This is a genomic window from Streptomyces sp. NPDC088252, assembly GCF_044740965.1.
GTDB lineage: Bacteria > Actinomycetota > Actinomycetes > Streptomycetales > Streptomycetaceae > Streptomyces.
This window is the reverse complement of record NZ_JBIURS010000002.1, coordinates 418264-435639: the sequence shown is the minus strand read 5'-3', so window position 1 is coordinate 435639 and position 17376 is coordinate 418264. Positions and strand designations below refer to the sequence as shown.

The 17376-nt window shown below is 72.4% G+C and carries 11 protein-coding genes; 3 read left to right on the top strand and 8 right to left on the bottom strand.

Annotation, left to right across the window (positions count from 1 at the left end; translation table 11 throughout):
- The first annotated feature begins 101 nt into the window (after window positions 1–101).
- A complete protein-coding gene (locus ACIOHC_RS05740; protein WP_401841593.1) occupies window positions 102–1367 on the top strand; it encodes a choice-of-anchor A family protein in 1266 nt (421 codons plus the stop codon).
- 76 nt (window positions 1368–1443) lie between these two features.
- On the opposite strand, the gene ACIOHC_RS05735 is transcribed toward ACIOHC_RS05740, so the two are convergent.
- The 4 genes from ACIOHC_RS05735 to ACIOHC_RS05720 all read right to left on the bottom strand — a co-directional run bounded on the left by ACIOHC_RS05735 (window position 1444) and on the right by ACIOHC_RS05720 (window position 11604).
- Complete coding sequence (locus ACIOHC_RS05735) at window positions 1444–3432, bottom strand: NAD-binding protein (protein ID WP_365689487.1); 1989 nt, start codon at window positions 3430–3432, stop codon at window positions 1444–1446.
- Window positions 3433–3462: 30 nt separating this feature from the next.
- On the bottom strand, window positions 3463–8454 hold the full coding sequence (locus tag ACIOHC_RS05730) for a DNA repair ATPase (protein WP_401841590.1): 4992 nt from the start codon (window positions 8452–8454) through the stop codon (window positions 3463–3465).
- Between the two features lie 196 nt (window positions 8455–8650).
- Complete coding sequence (locus tag ACIOHC_RS05725; protein ID WP_351071812.1) at window positions 8651–10774, bottom strand: flotillin family protein; 2124 nt, start codon at window positions 10772–10774, stop codon at window positions 8651–8653.
- 110 nt (window positions 10775–10884) lie between these two features.
- A complete protein-coding gene (locus ACIOHC_RS05720; protein ID WP_351071810.1) occupies window positions 10885–11604 on the bottom strand; it encodes a hypothetical protein in 720 nt (239 codons plus the stop codon).
- A gap of 297 nt (window positions 11605–11901) precedes the next feature.
- Between ACIOHC_RS05720 and ACIOHC_RS05715 the strand changes: the two genes are divergently transcribed.
- The gene (locus tag ACIOHC_RS05715; RefSeq protein ID WP_365689491.1) at window positions 11902–12972 is read left to right on the top strand and encodes a helix-turn-helix domain-containing protein; all 1071 of its coding nucleotides are present in this window, start codon (window positions 11902–11904) and stop codon (window positions 12970–12972) included.
- 59 nt (window positions 12973–13031) lie between these two features.
- Here the strand turns inward: ACIOHC_RS05715 and ACIOHC_RS05710 are convergent, their stop codons facing one another.
- The 4 genes from ACIOHC_RS05710 to ACIOHC_RS05695 form a co-directional block, all read right to left on the bottom strand.
- The gene (locus tag ACIOHC_RS05710) at window positions 13032–13424 is read right to left on the bottom strand and encodes an SAV_915 family protein (RefSeq protein ID WP_351071804.1); all 393 of its coding nucleotides are present in this window, start codon (window positions 13422–13424) and stop codon (window positions 13032–13034) included.
- Window positions 13425–13785: 361 nt separating this feature from the next.
- Complete coding sequence (locus ACIOHC_RS05705; protein ID WP_351071801.1) at window positions 13786–14241, bottom strand: TerB family tellurite resistance protein; 456 nt, start codon at window positions 14239–14241, stop codon at window positions 13786–13788.
- A 226-nt stretch (window positions 14242–14467) separates the two neighbouring features.
- A complete protein-coding gene (locus ACIOHC_RS05700; protein WP_376292463.1) occupies window positions 14468–15715 on the bottom strand; it encodes a cation:proton antiporter in 1248 nt (415 codons plus the stop codon).
- Between the two features lie 2 nt (window positions 15716–15717).
- Window positions 15718–16188 (bottom strand): TrkA C-terminal domain-containing protein, encoded by a 471-nt coding sequence (locus ACIOHC_RS05695; protein WP_351071796.1) that lies wholly within the window; start codon window positions 16186–16188, stop codon window positions 15718–15720.
- Window positions 16189–16743: 555 nt separating this feature from the next.
- Between ACIOHC_RS05695 and ACIOHC_RS05690 the strand changes: the two genes are divergently transcribed.
- On the top strand, window positions 16744–17199 hold the full coding sequence (locus ACIOHC_RS05690) for a PDZ domain-containing protein (RefSeq protein WP_389636092.1): 456 nt from the start codon (window positions 16744–16746) through the stop codon (window positions 17197–17199).
- Window positions 17200–17376 lie beyond the last annotated feature (177 nt).

Genomic DNA, 17376 nt, shown 5'->3' with positions numbered 1-17376 from the left:
CATTTCGAGCATTGGTCTTGACCAATGTCTCAAGGTGTGAAAACCATGGGCAAAGCCACCACGGAATCTTTACAATCACCTCCGCGGGAGAATCACGCCCCATGCGCATAACCGCAACCGCCGCAGCCACTGTGTTCGGTGGAGCCCTCGTCCTCGGCCCCACGGCCGCCCCGGCCGTCCAGGCCGCGCCCGCCGATTCGGCCGGATGCGCCACCGACGCCTTCGAAACAGCCGGAAAGTACGGCGAGTTCGTACTCGGTGACGACGTCCACACACCCGACGCGGAGGGTGCCGTCGCCGTCGGCGGCAACGCCGACTTCCGCGGCGGCTTCAGTGTCGCCAACGAGCTGACGGCGGCGGAGGTCGACGCCCTGCCCGGCCGGGCTTCGCTCGTGGTCCGCGGCGATCTGCTCAACGGCGGGTCGGTCACCGCGGTGATGAAGGGCGACGCGGTCGTCGGCGGCCAGGTCCGGGACCGCGCCGTCGAGCTGCACTCCGGCGCCTTCCGCCGGAACGCCGGGCTGATCGACTTCGACGCCGAGTTCGCCGAGCTCCGGTCCTACTCCTCCGCGCTGGCCGAGGAGCCGGTGACCGAGGGTGCCGACGTGACGCCGGACGGCGCCGAGCTCACCCTGACGGGCACCGACGCCACCCGAAACGTCTTCAAGGTGACGGCCGGTCAGCTGGAGCAGGCCAAGGACGTCTACCTCAAGATCCCGGCGGGCGCGACCGCGATCGTCAATGTGAGCGGCGAGAACTACGACATGGCCAAGGCCGGCACCACCGGCTTCTTCCTGTCCGGCGGCCAGGACTACGTACTGGACGACAAGCTCCAGAGCGCCTCCGACGGCAAGGTCCGCGCCCGGCTGCTGTGGAACTTCCCCGAGGCCCGCACGGTCACCAAGAGCAGTTCGGCGGCCTGGCCCGGCAGTGTGCTGGCGCCCCGGGCGCACCTGGAGCTGGGCACCGGCGCGCCGGTCAACGGCTCCGTGTGGGTGGCCTCGCTGCATGGCTCGGGCGGCGCGGAGACGCACCACTTCCCCTTCACCGGCTGCCTCCCGGAGACCGGGAGGACCCCGTCCGCCACACCGACGCCGAGCGGGACCCCCGGGACGACGCCGCCGGTGGCCGGCACGCCCTCCGGCTCCGCGACGCCGCCCCCGGCGAGCGGCACGCCGTCCGCCGGTTCCTCCGGACCCGCCGCACCGGGCACACCCGCCCCGTCGCAGAGCACGGTGCCCGGCGCCGGCGACCTGGCCTCGACGGGCAGCAGTGGCACGGTTCCGCTGGTCATCGGCACCGCCGCGGTGCTCGCCGTGGGCACCGGCCTGGTCGTGGTGGCCCGCCGCCGCTCCAGGCGGGCCTGACACCCGGGGCCCCGCCTGTTCGGGCGGGGCCCCGCCGCCGCTCCGGGCGGACCCCACACCCCGCGAACCGCCCGGCTCAGCGGGGCGTCAACAAGACGCGTCGGCGCAGCAGTTCGGCCAGGCCGCGGCGGGTCGCGGCGATCACCACCCGGTCCTGGGGGCGCAGCACGTACCCCGGGTGCAGGTCCCAGACCAGTCCCGACGGACGGTCGGTGGGCACGGGTGCGGGCACCGCCAGGTCCGGGCGGCGGTCCTCGGGCGGGGTGGCGTCCAGGGCCAGCACCCGCCAGGCGCCCGCCCGGAACGCCTGCTCCACCGTGCGGCCCTCCAACTGCGGGTGCCCCGCGACCTCGACCGCCGCGAACAGCATCACCTTCCGCTCGACCGGGATCGCGCCCAGGATCTGCCGCCCCATCATGGCGACCGCGAAGGACGGGGCGGCCAGGTGGGACACGGAGCGGGAGCGGGTGAGGGCCTGCGGGTGGGCGGCGCGCAGGGTGCGGTAGACGGCCGTGGCGAACTCGTCGTCGAACAGACGCAGGGAGACGCGCAGATTCGGTTCGACCGAGCGGGCGTACAGCGCGGCCTCCAGGTTGGTGGTGTCGATGCTGGTCAGGGCGAGGAGCGCGCGGGCGCGCTGGATCTTCGCCGCCTCCAGGACGCCTTCCTGGGTGACATCGCCGAGCACCACCGGCACGTGCAGCCGCCGGGCCACGGCGATGCCGCGCGCGTCCGGGTCGTCCTCCACGCACACCACGGGAATGCCGAGCTCGCGCAGTCGGACCAGGACCCGCGTACCGATCTTGCCGAGACCGAGCAGCACCACATGACCGGAGAGACCGCGCGGCGGACGGCGCAGCGACGACGCCGTACGGAGCGAACCGAAGGCCTCCAGCACAGCCGCCACGAGCAGGGGGAGCAGCATCAGACCGGCCACTCCGGAAAGGAGTTGGAGGAGCTGACGGGCCGTCGAATCTCCGATCGCCGGGTCGCCCATCGCGAACAGGTCCAGCAGTGTCAGATACGCGGCGTGCGCCGGATGGTCGCCGGTGGTGAGCCAGGAGGCGACGGCGAGGCCCACGACGGCCAGCCCGACCCCCAGCGCCGACCAGCGCAGCCGCCGGGAGAAGACCTGGCCGAGCGGTGCGCCCCGGCCGCCCATCCGGGGCGGCGGACCGGCCGGGCCCGACTGGCTGACCGCCTCCAGGACGACCGTGCCACGGCCCGTCGCCGCGGCCACCTGGCTTTCGTCGGGAAGGAGTTGAGGTCCCTCGTCGCCGCTGCTGTCGGATCCCTCGGTGCCCGCCGGGTCATGGGTGGTGGAGGAGAGCAGCGCGAGGGTGCACAGGCCGGGGTCGGCGACCTGGCCGTCCTCGGGCGGGGTGCGTTCGGCGGCGCGCAGCAGCAGGCCCTCCGCCTGGATGACCTTGCTGGAGCCGGTGAGGGCGGTCGCCGCGAGGGCGGGCGCGGCGGTGTCCGCGTCGGACAGGACGGTGGTCGAGGCGTCCAGCGCGGCCGGGTCGAGGCCGGGCGCGGAGACGGCGGCGGCCTGGTCGAGCAGGGTCTCCAGATACTGGCCCAACTTGCGGTTGTAGAGCCGGATGACCAGCCGGACCCGGGGGTTGAGGCGGCGGGCGGTCAGCGCGGCGCGGATGTTGCGCTCGTCGTCGTCGTAGACCAGGGCCAGCGCGGCGGCCGATTCGACGCCCGCCTCCTCGAAGACCTCGTCGGACGGCTCCGGCGCCTCCAGGACACGTACCGCCTCGACTCCGGCGTTGGTGTCGCCGTCCCCGGCACCACCCGCGGCTCCGTTCCCGCCGTTGCGGTTCATCGCCTGCGACATCCGGCCGAACAGCGCCGCCGCCCGGCCCCGCCCGGTCAGCGGCAGTTCGGACCGGCGCGCGTCGCGTCGGGGCGGCAGGACGAGGGTGACTCTCTCCCCGTACACATAGCGCAGCTCCACGGCGAGCCGCTGGGCCAGTGCGTCGTCACCGCAGACGACCATGTGTCCGCTGAACGGGGAGCGTTGGGGTTGCTGGGGAAATGGAGGCACGGGACCCAGCATGCCTTGCTCCTCTCGGTCGTACCCGGGCTGTCAGTGATCTTCCTGTGGAACACCGGGCGGCGGCGCCGCGTGCCGGGGCGGCGGGCCCGCGAGCAGATGGCGGGGGTCGGCGACCCGGACGATCGCCGACTCCACCGCCGCGATGCGGTCCGCGAGCAGCCCCAGTGCGGCGACCGCCCGTGTCACGGGGTCGCCGTCAGGGCCGCCGAGCGCCTGCGTGCGGACGTAGGAGGCGGTGACCGCGGACCAGCGCGCGGACTGCTCGGCGGTGAGACGGCCGCGCAGCGCCGCGAGCTTCAGCAGGTTGGACTCGGCGCCGGTGGTCAGCGTCTGGGCCTCGCCCGCGTAGTGGTCGTCGATGACGGCGAGGAGTTCCGCGTCGTTCATCACCGGCACGATCCGTTCGGCGATCTTGTTCATGTTGCGGTACGAGCCCTGCAGCCGGAACGGCGGTTCGGTACGCGTCGCATCCGTCTGCGCGGCCGAGGCGATGTACGCGGCGTTCACGGCCAGCACCGTGTCCCGCGCGGTCAGCAGATGGCGCAGGACCGAGACGATCCGCTCCACCTCGGCGGGCGCGTACGGATGGTCGAACAGGTCCGCGCCGACTGCGGGCGCCGTGCCGGAGGCGAGCCGCAGGAACCGGGCGAGATCCTCGCGGGAACGCCCGGCGAGCGGCGCCAGCACCGGGTTGGCGGTCAGCGCGTTCTCGACGAAGCTCAGCGCGAAGACGTCCTCCCGGCCGCTCAGCACCTCGCCGAGATTCCACACGTCGGCCCGGTTGGCCAGCATGTCGGGGACCCGGAACCGCGCCCCCGACTCGGTGTACGGATTGCCCGCCATGCACACCGCGAACCGCTTGCCCCGCAGGTCGTAGCTGCGCGGCTCGCCGTCCCGCACGCCCTCGATCCGGCGGGTGGCGTCGCAGAGCGGAATGAACTTCTGGAGCAGTTCGGGCGAGGTGTGCTGGATGTCGTCGAGGTAGAGCAGCGTGTTGTTGCCCGTCTCCAGGGCGAAGTTGATCTTCTCGATCTCCTGGCGGGCGGTCGCGGTGCGCGCCTGCGCCGGGTCGAGGGAGGTCACGTCGTGGCCGAGGTTCGGCCCGCTGATCTTGACGAGGACCAGTCCGAGCCGGTCGGCCACGTACTCCATGAGCGTCGTCTTGCCGTAGCCGGGCGGCGACACCAGCAGCAGCAGGCCCTGCGAGTCGGTGCGCCGGTCGGCGTCGGCGGTGCCGAGCTGCTTGGCGAGGCTGTCGCCGATCAGCGGCAGATACACCTCGTCCAGGAGGCGGTTGCGGACGAACGCCGACATGACGCGCGGCCGGTGGTCGTCCAGCCGCAGCCTGGCGCGTTCGGCGGCCACGAGTGCGGTGCGCCGGCGCTGGTAGGCCCGGAATCCGGGAACGGTGCCGGCGCGGAACTCGGCGGTGCGGGCGAGGAGTTCGTCGATGCGGACGGTCAGCCGGCCCCGGTCGATGCGTGGATGGGTGCCGAGCAGGCCGTCCACGGTCGCGGTGAGCGGCGCCTCGCACTCGTACCGGTCGAGCAGCGGCTCCGGGCACAGTTCCACGGCGACGGCCTCCGCCAGATCGCCCGCGTCGATCTCGTTGCCGCTCGCGGCGGCGTACGGGACGAGCCAGCCCTCGACCAGCTGACGCCGGGCACGGAGGTCGTCGTGGAGGGCGGCGAGATCCTCGTTGTACGCCGAAGAGCCGGTAGCGCGACGGAACTTGTCCAGGAACGTGCGCACGGTGGCGCTCGTGACGAATCCGGCCGGTCCGCTGGTCAGCTCCTCGAAGAGGTACGCGGCGACGGCCCCGGTGTCCGCGCCCCGTACGCCGGAGCCCCCGGATTCCTCGGCCCGGATGGCGTCCGCCCATTCCTCCTGGAGCGCCTGGACGGCCGGGGCGAGGCCGAACGTGTCACGGGCGCGGGCCAGCGAGAGGGCCCGCCGGGTCCAGGAGGCGCGCCGGGCCTCGTCCGTCCCGTACGCCCAGAACAGCTGTGCCGCCGCTCGTACGGCGGGCGGGCGGCGCAGCAGTCCGGCCCCGGCGTGCAGCCCGAGCAGGGCGGTGAGGATCGCGGCGGCGTCCTCGTCGTGGACACCGCGCTGGTGGCCCTCGTCGTACGCGGCGGCGGCCGACTCCCTCACCAGGGAGGTGAGTTCCGAGGCTTCCAGGGCGGCGAGGGCGTCGGCGCCGTGCTCGTCCAGGAGCCGGGCCGCCAGGTGCTCGGCGCGGTAGACGTGCGGGGACTCCGAGGGCAGCGTCTGGTCCCAGTACGGGCGGGTGGCCTCGAACTCCGGGTCGGTGACCGGCGCCCGGTAGTCCGTGCCGGTGAGCGCGAACGCGAGCCGGTCCCCGTGCGGGACGAGCGTCAGGTCGAAGGGCTGGGTGTTCACCGCGAACCGGTGCCGGCCCAGCCGGATCGTGGCGCCGCCGTCCGCGTACAGCTCCCCGCGGTCGCGCAGGGCCCGCCCGGCCTCCTGCCGGGCGGCCACCAGCCGGCCGTCGAGCTCCTCGGCGCGCACCGGGTCGCCGAGCTCGCGCAGTTCGTCCGCGGTGCGGCGGACCTTGGCGACCATCGGGTCGGAGCCGAAGTACGTGTGGACGGCGTCCAGGTCGGGCAGCGCGGCCAGCCGCCGGGAGACCGTCTCCAGGACCCGGGCCGCCGAATCCGCCAGCCGCTCGGCCCGCCGGGCACGGGCGTCCTGCAGGGTCTGCTTGCGCGCCGAGAACGCCTCGTACACCTCCGTGCGCCGCTCGGCCAGCTCGGCGAGGAAGTCGTCGAACTCCGCGAACCGCGACTCCAGGTTCTCCAACTGGAGCAGCAGCCGGGACAGTTGGTCGTCGCACGCGTCCGGGGTGTCCGCGGCGGCCAGCGCCCCTGTGACGGCCTGCCCGAGCAGCGCGAACTCGGCGGCGAACTCGGCGCGGCCCTCGTGGTCGAGGAGTTCGCGGCGTCGCGCGTCGAGGACGGCGCGGGCCCGGTTGACCCCGCCGAGGACCTCGGCGATCCGCTCCAGGATCGACGTACGGACCGTCGCGTCACCGATGTCGAGCCCGGCGACCACGTCGGTGACGGTGCCCAGGCCCTCCGTCATCTCCGTCAGCCGGTCGCCGAGCGCCGAGGCGTCCACGACGGTGGTGAGCGCGGCCGCCTCGGCGGCCAGGCGGGCGATGTCCTCGTGGTAGCCGGCGAACGCGTCGTCCCGGCCGAGGAACGCCACCGCGCGCCGGCCGGCCGCGTCGATGTCGTCCGCCGTGGCGGTGGTCAGCTCGGCGATCCGCTCGGTGTCCGCGTACCGCATCCCGGCGAGGGTCGCCAGATGACCGTGTGCCCGGCGCAGTTCGGTGAGCTGGGCCACCCAGGCGGCGGCCGTGCGCGGGGCCTCGCCGCGGATGCGGCGGACGAGCGCGGTGAGCCGGTCGGCCGTCGCGGTGAGGGCGTCGGCGGCCTGCCGGGTCAGCTCCCGCACCGTCTCGAACTCGGCGAGGACCTGCTGGGCGGTGTCCCGCAGCTCCGCCAGCGGGGCGGCGAGCGCGCCGAGGTCGGGGTCGGTGAGCCAGTGGTAGCGGTCGGTGGCGCGGGTGCAGTCCGCGACCAGTTGGGCGTAGACGGCGGCGGTCGGGGTCGTCTCGGCGGCGCTGTGCGCGAGTGCCAGGCAGTCGGAGATGCCGCGCACCAGATCGGCGTTGCCGACCCGGGCGAGCGGACCGGACCCGGCGGGACGGGAGGCGGCGTGGGTGTCGGAGACGTAGGGGGTCAGCCAGCGCTGCACCGGGTGGACCCGGGCCGGTTCGTCACCCGTGGCGGTGGAGCGCAGCAGGACCAGCGTGCCGTCGTCGAGCAGGGCGTGGCCGCGGCCCTGGAGCGGGGTGGCGACCTCCTGTCGGATCAGGTTGTAGGGCAGGAGCAGGCTGCGGCCGTCGTCGGGGGAGCGGAAGACGTACAGGACGTCCTCGCCGTTCGGGGAGCGGAGCACGCCCTCGAAGACCGGGTCGGTGAGCGGCTCGGCGATGTCGAAGGTCTTCACGGTGCCGGTGGTGAGGTAGTAGCCGCCGGGGAAGATGATCCCCTGGTCCTCCGGCAGCCGGTGGCAGGCGGGCCCGATGCCGTCCAGGCGCAGGACCGTGCCGAGCAGCGTGTTGTAGACCAGGTACCGCCACGACTCCTCGTTGTACGGGCGGACGCGGAGCAGGACGAGCGGTCCGATCGCGGCATGCTCGACATCCGCGTCGGCGAGGGACTGGAGGGGCTCGGTGACCGGCTCCTCGTAGATCCCGTCCGGGGTGTCGGTGTCGTCGACCGTCTTGACGGTGAGGGTGCCGCCGAGCGTGTCGACGAACAGGGGGGCGCCCGTGCCGTCCGCGTCCCCGCCCACCGCGATGTGCGGGTGCCGGCCCAGGACGTGGGACTCGCGGCCCGCGACGGTCCAGGTGAAGTCGTGCGACGGCGGGAAGACGTGGTCGCGGTCGCCGCGCGCGTCGAGGAAGGCGCCGGGCGAACCGTCCGGGGCGAGCGCCCAGCGCAGTACGCGGATGCCGTCGGCGCTCTCGCCGGTGCGGAAGACGGCGAGCAGCCTGCCGTCCACGCGGCGCAGCCGCAGCAGGCGGGCGTCGCGGTAGTAGCGGTGCAGTGCGGTGAATTCGCGTACGAAGGCCTCGTCGCCGAGCAGGCCGCCCTGGTCCGGGGCGGTCAACTCCGGCTCGTACAGCGCGAGTACGTCCGCGACCTCGGGCGGCTGTGCCGCCCCCGGGCCCCGCTCGAAGCCGAACAGCAGCCGGCCGCCGACGGCCACCAGGTCGCGGGGCACGGACGCCTGCTCGGTACGGATCCGCTCGGAGCCGGTGAGCCGCAGCTCGGTCGAACCGAACTCCTCGGTGCGCCGCGCGTTGAGCGCCTCGGCGCGGCTCGCGAGCTCGGCGGCCCGGTCGGCCAGCCGGCGGCGCAGCACGTCGTACGTCCCCGCGTCCACGGGGCCGCCGGCGGGCGGTGCGGTCGTGGTGTCGGTCTCCATACGTACGGCCTTCCCTACGAGGTCTGTGGTGCGGGTGGTGCGGGCCCGCCCGGTGCTGGGGACGGGAGCGGTCACCGGACGGGCCCGGGGTCGCCCGGGGCCGGGCCCTGCCGCCCGGCCCCGGATGCCGCCGGGGTCCTTCGTTCGGATCGGGCCGGATCAGGACCCGAGCCCGGTGTGATCCGAACGAGGGGCCCTATGCGACCGGCGACCCGTTCCGTGCGGCGGGTACGTCCGAACCACCCGCCGCCCCGGTCAGCGCGGACACCGGCACATCGGCCAGGCCCAGTTCCTGGACCGTCGTCAGCAGCTTCTGCGCCTGCCCCGGCGCGAGCCCCGCGCCCTGCGTCCGCATCATCCGCATCAGCAGCGCCGACACCGTGAGGTTCTGTACGTCCCCCGTCGACACCGAGCCCAGCACCCGCGTCAGATCGTCCGTGAACGACGAGGTGCCGTTCAGCCACGGACCCGCGAGCGCCTTCGCCGTGTCCGAGTTCTCCACGAAGCCGTCGAAGCTCTTGCCCATCGAGATGGACGAGACGAGGCGGTCGAAGAAGACCGACTCCCCGCCGACGATGTCGATGTCGGCGTTCTCCAGCCCCGTGGCCAGCACCGTCGCCTGCGCCTCGGCGACCTGCCGCTGCACATCGAGCCCGGCCAGCCGGATCTCCTTCTCCGCGGCTAGCCGCAGCCGGTACTCCTCGTGGCCGCGCGAGGCGTCGTCCAGCGCCGCCATCGCCGCCGCCTTCTCGGTGAGCCCCGCGGCCTCGGCCTTCAGCTTCTCGCCGATCATCGCCGCGTCGGCGGTCGCCTGGGCCTGGGTGCCCTCCGCGGTGGCCAGCGCCTTGAGCCGGGCGCCCTCCGCCTCGGCCCTGAGCCGGGCGGACGCGGCCTCGGCCTCGGCGAGCCCCTTCTTCTCGATGACGTCGGCCTCCGCGTCGCGCACCTGGACCTCCGCGAGGCCGGGCGCGGCGGACTCCGCCTGGATGCCCTCGGCCAGCCGCAGCTTCGCCTGGGCGTCCAGGTCCGCGGTCTTCAGCCGGGCCTCGGCGAGCGTCAGCTGCTCGGCCGCCAGGTGGCCGGCCGCCGCCTCCGCCGCCTCCGCGGCCTTGATGTCCTTGACCAGCTTCTCCTGGGCCTCCGCCTCGGCGGCGATGATGACCGACTTGCGGGTGCGCTCCGACTCCTCGACCGCCCGCAGGGTCTTGATGGACTCCTCCTGCTCGGCGACCGTGCGGTCCACGGCGATCCGCTCCCGGATCACATCGGCGACCTCGCGGCGCTCGGCCTCGACCTCCTTCGTCGCGGCGATCCGGTCGAGTTCGGTCTGCCGCTCGCGTCCGATGACCTCGATCAGCCGGTCCTTCTCGATGCGCTCGTTCTCCACGGCGATGACCCGCTCGCGGTTCTTCTGCGCGACGGCGATCTCCCGCGCCTGGTTCTCGCGCTGGATGCCGAGCTGCTCCTCGGTGCGGATGAACGCGGCCTGGGCGCCGAGCCGTTCCTCCTCCTGGACCTTGGCCGTCGCGGCCTCCTCGCGGGCCCGCAGCGTCTCGACCTCGCGGCGCTGCTTGATCTCGGCCTCGGCCTGTCGGCGCTCCAGCTCCAGGATGGTCTCGCGGGCGTCGACGTTCTGCCGGGTGATCTCCTTCTGCTCGGTGCGCTGGTACTCGTTGGTGCGCACGTGCTCGATCGCCGTCAGCTCGGTGATCTTGCGGATGCCCTGGGCGTCGAGGATGTTGGCGCCGTCCAGCTGCGCCATGGGCGTCTGCTCCAGGAAGTCGATCGCCGCGTCGTCGAGGTGGTAGCCGTTCAGGTCCGTGCCGATGACCCGGATGATCCGGTCCCGGAACTCCTCGCGCTTGGTGTACAGATCGACGAAGTCCAGCTGCTTGCCGACGGTCTTGAGCGCCTCGGCGAACTTCGCGGCGAAGAACTCCTGGATCGCCACCTTGTCGCTGGCCCGCTCCGTGCCGATGGACTGGGCGACCTTGATGACGTCCTCGACGGTCTTGTTGACGCGTACGAAGAAGTTGATGTGGATGTCGGCGCGGATGTTGTCCTGGCAGATCAGGCCCTCGCGCCCGGTGCGGCGGATCTCGATGGTCTTCACCGAGATGTCCATGTACTCGGCCTTGTGCAGCACCGGCAGGACGACGGCCCCGGTGAAGGTGACATCGACCTTCTTGGTCTTGGAGATGATCAGTGCCTTGCCCTGTTCCACCTTGCGGAAGAGCCGGCTGATGACGAGAAGCAGGGCGACGGCGATGAGCAGGACGACGGCTACGAGCACACCGAAGCCCAGGGTGATGGCATCCATGACAGTCCTTGACGGCTGGTGAGGAAGGTGGTGAGGAAGAGGGGCCCGGACGGGGCGACCGGGCGGTCGTCGGACGCGGCTGTGACCGCGACGGGTACGGGCGGGACGGGTCAGCCGGCGCGACGCGGCGTCCGGCGCGCACCGGGACCGGTGTCCGGGCGCGGGCTCGTGCGTGGTTTCGGCGGTCCCGGGTCCAGCGCCTTGTCGTACGGCGAGACCCAGAAGAACTCGCCCTCGTCGTCGTACGCGTAGAGAAGCCCCGCACTGCCCGAGACGAGAACCGCGCCGTCCGTGGCACGCGTATCGTCCGCGGCCTCCGGTCCGTCCGTCGGACGCAACAGCCTGACCTGGACGATCGCGGTGGAGCCGTCGGCCGCGGCGACCTCGGCCTGGCCGAAGTCGGCACTGACGGAACCGGTACGGATCGTGCAGACCCGGCCGAGGAAGTCCTGCCGCGACGGAGGGGGCTCGTCCGGGAACCGCCGGCGCACCCAGTGCACCAGCATCCGCATCACGGCCCAGGCGATCAGCAGCGCCCCGGCGAGCACGGCACAGGCCAGCCCGGCGCGGGTGAGGCCGGTGACACCGCTGCGGTGCAGCAGGACCGTACCGGCCAGGCTCGTGAACCAGCCGACGACGACCATCACGGACACCGAGACGGTGACCGGCACTCCGCCGATCCCGGCCATGCCGGTGTCGAGGTCCCCGTCGAAGGAATGGTGATCGGCCGCACCGGCCAGCACGAGGAGCCAGAAGAAGACGACCACGACCAGCGCGGCGGCGAACAGGACGGCCGGGAAGGCGCTTGCCGCGCTCAGGAACTCCCGCATCGTCCACCCCTCCCTGTCGTCGGGGGCGGTTGCGGTGGTGGTTCCGGTGGCGACTTCGGCGGCGATTCCGGTGCTGCGGCCCGCGGACAGCGGCGCCGCAGCAGCCGGATCTTCCCCCGTACTCCCCCGTATCCCCCGTGTTCCCCCGGTTGGTGCTGACCTGATCCTGTCATTCGAGACCATGACATCGCACTGCCGGAGTCCGGCAATGTTTGCAGGTGCTCGATGCCGGGCACCGGCAGCGGCTGTTGTGCGTTGAGGTATGTGTCGAGGTCGGTCAGGACTGGAGGAGTACGCGTGGCGGTGCCGGAGGTTTCCGACGAGTATCTGGGGGACTACGTCCGCATCCTGGCCGATGTCGCCGCCACCGGGCGCCGATTGACCCGGGACGAGCTGGACACCCGCCGGCTCCTGGGCCGGGAGGCCGCCGAGGCCGGATGCCAGCTGCGAGCCCTGGTCGGCCTCCATCTCGCCGCGACCCGCACCGGCTGGCCGCGCGCGGCGTCGGCCGACGAAGCGTCAGCCGGCTCCGTGCTGGCCGCCGTGGAGCAAGCCGTCGACGCCTTCGCCGAGGGCTTCGAGCGGGCCCAGCGGCTCACCGTGCGGCGCGAGGAGGCGGCCCGCCGCGAGTTCATCGACGATCTGCTGTACGGGCGCAGCGACTTGGGCCGGCTCGCCGAGCGGGCCACCCGGTTCGGGCTGCGTCTCTCGCGCGCCCACGCGGTCGCGGTGGCGACGGGCCCGGAGGCGTACACCGAGACGGACTCCGTACCGCGCGCCGTGGAGGCGGCGCTGCTCACGCGGTTCAGCGGCCGGAAGATCCTGATCACGACGAAGGACGGGCGGCTGGTCTGCATCGCTCCCGGCAGCCAGCCCGATGTCCTGCGGTACTTCGCCAAGCAGTCCCACGTGGCGACGGACGGCGGCCGGGTCGCCGTCGGCCGCCCGCACCGGGGCCCCGGCGGCGTGGTCCAGTCCTACGACGAGGCGCTCGACGCACTCGATCTCGCGGAGCGGATGGGTCTGGACGACCCGGTGCTGTACGCGGCCGACCTGCTGGTCTATCCGGTGCTGACCCGGGACCGGCAGGCGATGGCCGATCTGGTGCGCAGCCAACTGGGCCCGCTCCAGCAGGCGCGCGGCGGCGCCGAACCCCTGCTGCGGACGCTCACCGCCTACTTCGACTCGGGCTGTGTGGCAGCCGAGACGGCGCGTCGGCTGTCGCTGAGCGTGCGGGCGCTGACCTACCGGCTGGAGCGGATCCGTCAGCTGACGGGTGCCGATCCGTCCGACCCGATGCACCGATACACGCTGCAGACGGCGGTCATCGGTGCCCGGCTGCTGGACTGGCCGGCCAAGGATCTGTGACCCGCCCCGCACCGACCGCGCCGCGCCCGTGCGGGTGCCGGGTTCCGCCCGCCCGGTCGTCAACGCCCGCAACGGGTGGCGGCGGTGGGGCCCGACCTCGGGTACGGGCCGGGCCGGCGCACCCTGGCCGTGGCGGTGGGGACGGCCCGCCCGGGGGCCTGTGCGGTCAGTTGGGGATCGACGGTGAGGACGGTGACCCCGAGCGGTGTGCCGAGCGCGCGCAGGGCCGGCTCGGAGAGCCTGATCCAGGGCTGGCCGTTGCCCAGGGTGGCGGCCAGCCGGTGCGCGGAGGTGAAGCCGACGGCCGTGCGGTCGCCCAGCGGTGTACGGAAGAAACGGGCCGTCCACCCGGTGGCGAGGCCGACCGGTCCCGGCCGGACGGGGACGAAGAGCGTTCCGGCCGGGCCGGGTTCAAGAGGTTCGGGATCGTCCGTTCCGCTGCGCTCGGACATGGGGTGCCTCCTCGTCGGGCGGGCTGTGCGGGGCTGCTGCGCCCTCAACGTTATGCCCCCGGGGGAGGGACGCCGGGAGGGCCTTGACGCGCACGTGACGCGAAACCCCGCCGCCGTTACGCGATGCTGACGTGTGACGGCGGCGGGGTCCCGGAAGAAAGCGGCCGGGGATGCGCATCGGGGGAGTAGCGCGTCCCCGGCCTGCCGGGCGCGGACCGGTGGTCGGTCGGTCCGCGGTCGTCCCGGCGGTACGGAGGGCGGGCCGGGGGCCGGTCCGCGGGGGTACCTCGGGTCCTCTGTCCGGATCGGGCGGGATCGGCCACCGGGGCACACGGGCCCGGCGTGATCCGAACGGGAGGTCCTACAGGTCGAACTCGTGCGGCGGAAGGTCGAGTGCGAAGCATGCCTCGCGCACGACGGCCTGCTCCGTCTTGTCGAAGTCGCCGTCGGCGCCGCCGATGACGATGCCGATCTGGATGACGGCACGCGCCTCGGCGGGCTTCTTCTTCGCCTTGCCGATCTCCTGGAGCACGCTGACCTTGCCGAAGGCGAAGTCGGCGGTGAGCTTGTTCACATACTCGTTGAAGCGGCGCTGCAGATCGTCCGCCGGGAAGTTCTGGAGAACCTCGTTGGTGGCGATCAGTGAGGCGACGCGCTGGCGTTCGGACGGATCGATGGAACCGTCGGCGGCGGCGACCAGGGCGCACATCGCCATGCTCGCATCGCGGAACGCACCGCTCTTCAGGTCGTTCTTCTTCGCTTCCAGCTGCGACTGCATCGACGAAGCGGATTCCTTGATCCGATCCCACAGTGCCATGTCGTCTCCATACGTTGCGTTGCGTTGTGTTGCCGGAACGAAATCCAACTCTACAGACGTGTAGAAGTTAGCAGGGCGGGTGCCCGCTGTGTCCGGAAACGGTGGTAACGGCCTGATCCACTCTCCATCGTGCACCAGGCCGTACGTGCGATGCCGCGGGCGCGGTGGGCCCGTGCGCCGCGACCCGGGCCGGAACGACGTCCCGATCGCTTCGTCCGGCAGGCTCTCAGTCGGCGGACGAGGCGAACTCCTCCTGCGCGGCGGGTGCCGGACGGGCCGCGGGAATCGGGGCGCTGCCCGTGGTGTCCCCGCCGTCCCGGCCGCGCCACGCCTGGACCCGGGCCACGACCGGCTGGGTCCAGCGGGCGGTGAGCGGTCCGACGATGACGAGGATGAGGACGTACGCGGTGGCGATGGGCCCGATACGGGGTTCGGTCGCCACGGCCAGGCCGGCGATGACGATGGAGAACTCACCGCGGGCGACGAGCGTTCCGCCGGCCCGCCACCGTCCGCGCGAACCGATCCCGGCCCGCCGGGCCGCGTACCAGCCGGTGCCGATCTTGGTGAAGACGGTGACGATCGCCAGCAGCGCCGCCGGAAGCAGCACCGGCGGAATCGCGGAGGGGTCGGTGGAGAGTCCGAAGAACACGAAGAAGACGGCGGCGAACAGATCCCGCAGCGGGGTCAGCAGCTTGCGCGCCCCCTCGGCGACCTCGCCCGACAGCGCGATCCCGACCAGGAACGCCCCGACGGCCGCCGACACCTGCAACTCCTGTGCCACACCGGCCACCAGGACGGTCAGGCCGAGCACGACCAGGAGGAGCATCTCCGGATTGTCGGAGGACACGGCCCGACTGATCAGCCGTCCGTGCCGCAGCGCCAGATAGAGCACGAACCCGACGGTGCCGAGCGCGATGAGCAGCGCGATGCTGCCTCCGGCGAGTCCCACTCCCGCGAGCATCGCGGTGAGCAGCGGCAGATACACGGCCATCGACAGGTCCTCGATGACCAGGACACCCAGGATGACGGGTGTCTCCCGGTTCCCCAGCCGCCCCAGATCGGTGAGCACCTTCGCGATCACCCCGGACGACGAGATCCAGGTGACGCCGGCCAGCGCCACGGCCCCCACGGGCCCCCAGCCGAGCAGCAGCGCCGCCACCGCCCCGGGGGTCGCGTTGAGCACGAAGTCCACGGCTCCGGACGGGTATTGCGTCTTGAGACTGGTCACCAGCTCCGAGGCGCTGTACTCCAGGCCGAGCAGGAGCAGCAGGAGGATGACGCCGATCTCGGCGCCGACGGCGGTGAATTCCTCACTGGCCCCCAGCGGCAGCAGCCCGCCGTCCCCGAAGGCGAGTCCCGCCAGCAGGTACAGCGGGATCGGCGAGAGCCCTATTCGCCCGGCGAAGCGTCCGATGATGCCGAGTCCCAGAATGACGGAGCCGAGCTCCACCAGCAGCGCGGTCGTGTCGTGCACGGTCAGCCCTCCGAAATGATCTCGGAGAGCGCGTCGACGCCCTCCCTCGTACCTACGACGACGAGCGTGTCCCCGATGGCCAGCCGGAAGTCCGGCCCGGGAGACGGATGCGCACTGTGCGTCCGGAGCACGGCCACGATCGAGGCCCCCGTCCGCGTCCGCGCCTTCGTGTCCCCGAGCAGCCGCCCGCCGTACGGGGAACGGGTTCCGAGCGGTATGTGCTCGGTGACGAGATCGATGCCCTCGGTGCGTACCGCGTCGATGGGCGCGGAGTCGATGAGGTGCGCGAGGCCGGTGGCCTCCTGCGGTGTCAGGGGTACCGAGAGGCGGCACGAATCAGGGTCGTCCTGGTCGTAGAAGCCGATGAACCGCCGCCCGTCGTGGTGGACGACGACGGAGATGTGCTGTCCCGACTCGGTCGTGTAGTCGTACTGCACACCGACTCCGGGCAGCGTGGTGCGGTGGGTTCCCATGACGTCCTCCCGAGGGGGTGCGGCGGTGCGGCGACGCACTTGGTGATCTCTTTAGGTGCTCATTACTTTATCCGGAGGCTTCCGCCGCCTTCGGGGCGTGGGACTGTCGGGTTCGCGTCCGGTGTGCTTCGCGCCGTCGGGAAGCCGCGTGGGAGGCTGATCGGCTCACCGGGTGGTTTGAGCGTGTTCATATGCGTATGGCTGGGGCGTGGCTGGGACGGTTGTGGCGTCGTCGATCACGAAGGGGCCCTGATGATCCGTAGATTCGCCCGGTCATGCAGTGCTGTCGCTCTGGGCGCCGTCATGCTCACGGCCGCAGCGGTTGCGCCTGCCGGCGCATTCACCGCATCGGCCGCGGTATCCGCTCCGAGCCGGCTCACATCCCTACCGCCGCAGCAGAACGTCCCTTCCCTGGACGCCGGCGGGCCTGCCGGGACCGTCGGTTATCCCCCGGACGGTCAGCGGCACCCCGGGCCCAGCACCATCACCATCCAGGCGCCGCCCTACACCCGCATCGTCGGACTGGACCTGCGGTGCAGCGGGATGGGGTGCCCGGTGAGTATCGCGCCTGACGGCAAGTCCGCCACGGCTCAGCTCACGGCCGGCACCTACGACTTCATCCGGCCGTGGACCGTCCACGTCGTCGCGGACCCCGATGCTCCTCTGGCCGGGGGGACCTTCAGTGGCACCTTCACCGTGGACGGCGTGACGCAGCCGCTCACCGTGCAGATCACCCCCGGCATCCAGGGCATCCTCGCGGCCAACCTCCGCAACACCAGCCCCTCCGGCGGTGGCGTGCGCGTACTCTCCGTCGATCCGGGCACCAGCACCGCTGCGGCCGGCCTGCTGCCCGGTGACCGCATCATCGAGGTCGACGGAGTCCTCACGCCCACCGTCAACGACCTCGACAACGTCCTGAGCGGCAAGCGGTCCGGCGCCACTTATCCCGTGACCGTCAATCGCGGCGGCACGCTCGTCACCCTGCAGATCCCCCTGGACCCGGAACCGTAACCTCACAGGCGACACACCCCCACATGGTGTGGCCCGTTCCCGTCCAGGATGCCGTCGACGAATTCGGGCCCGGCTCCTTCGCCCCGTTGGATCTGTCCGGCGGGGCGAAGTGCTGCGAGGTGGCGGTTGCGGGCCCTGCGGATCGACACCGTGACCAGTGTCCCGTCACGCGAGACC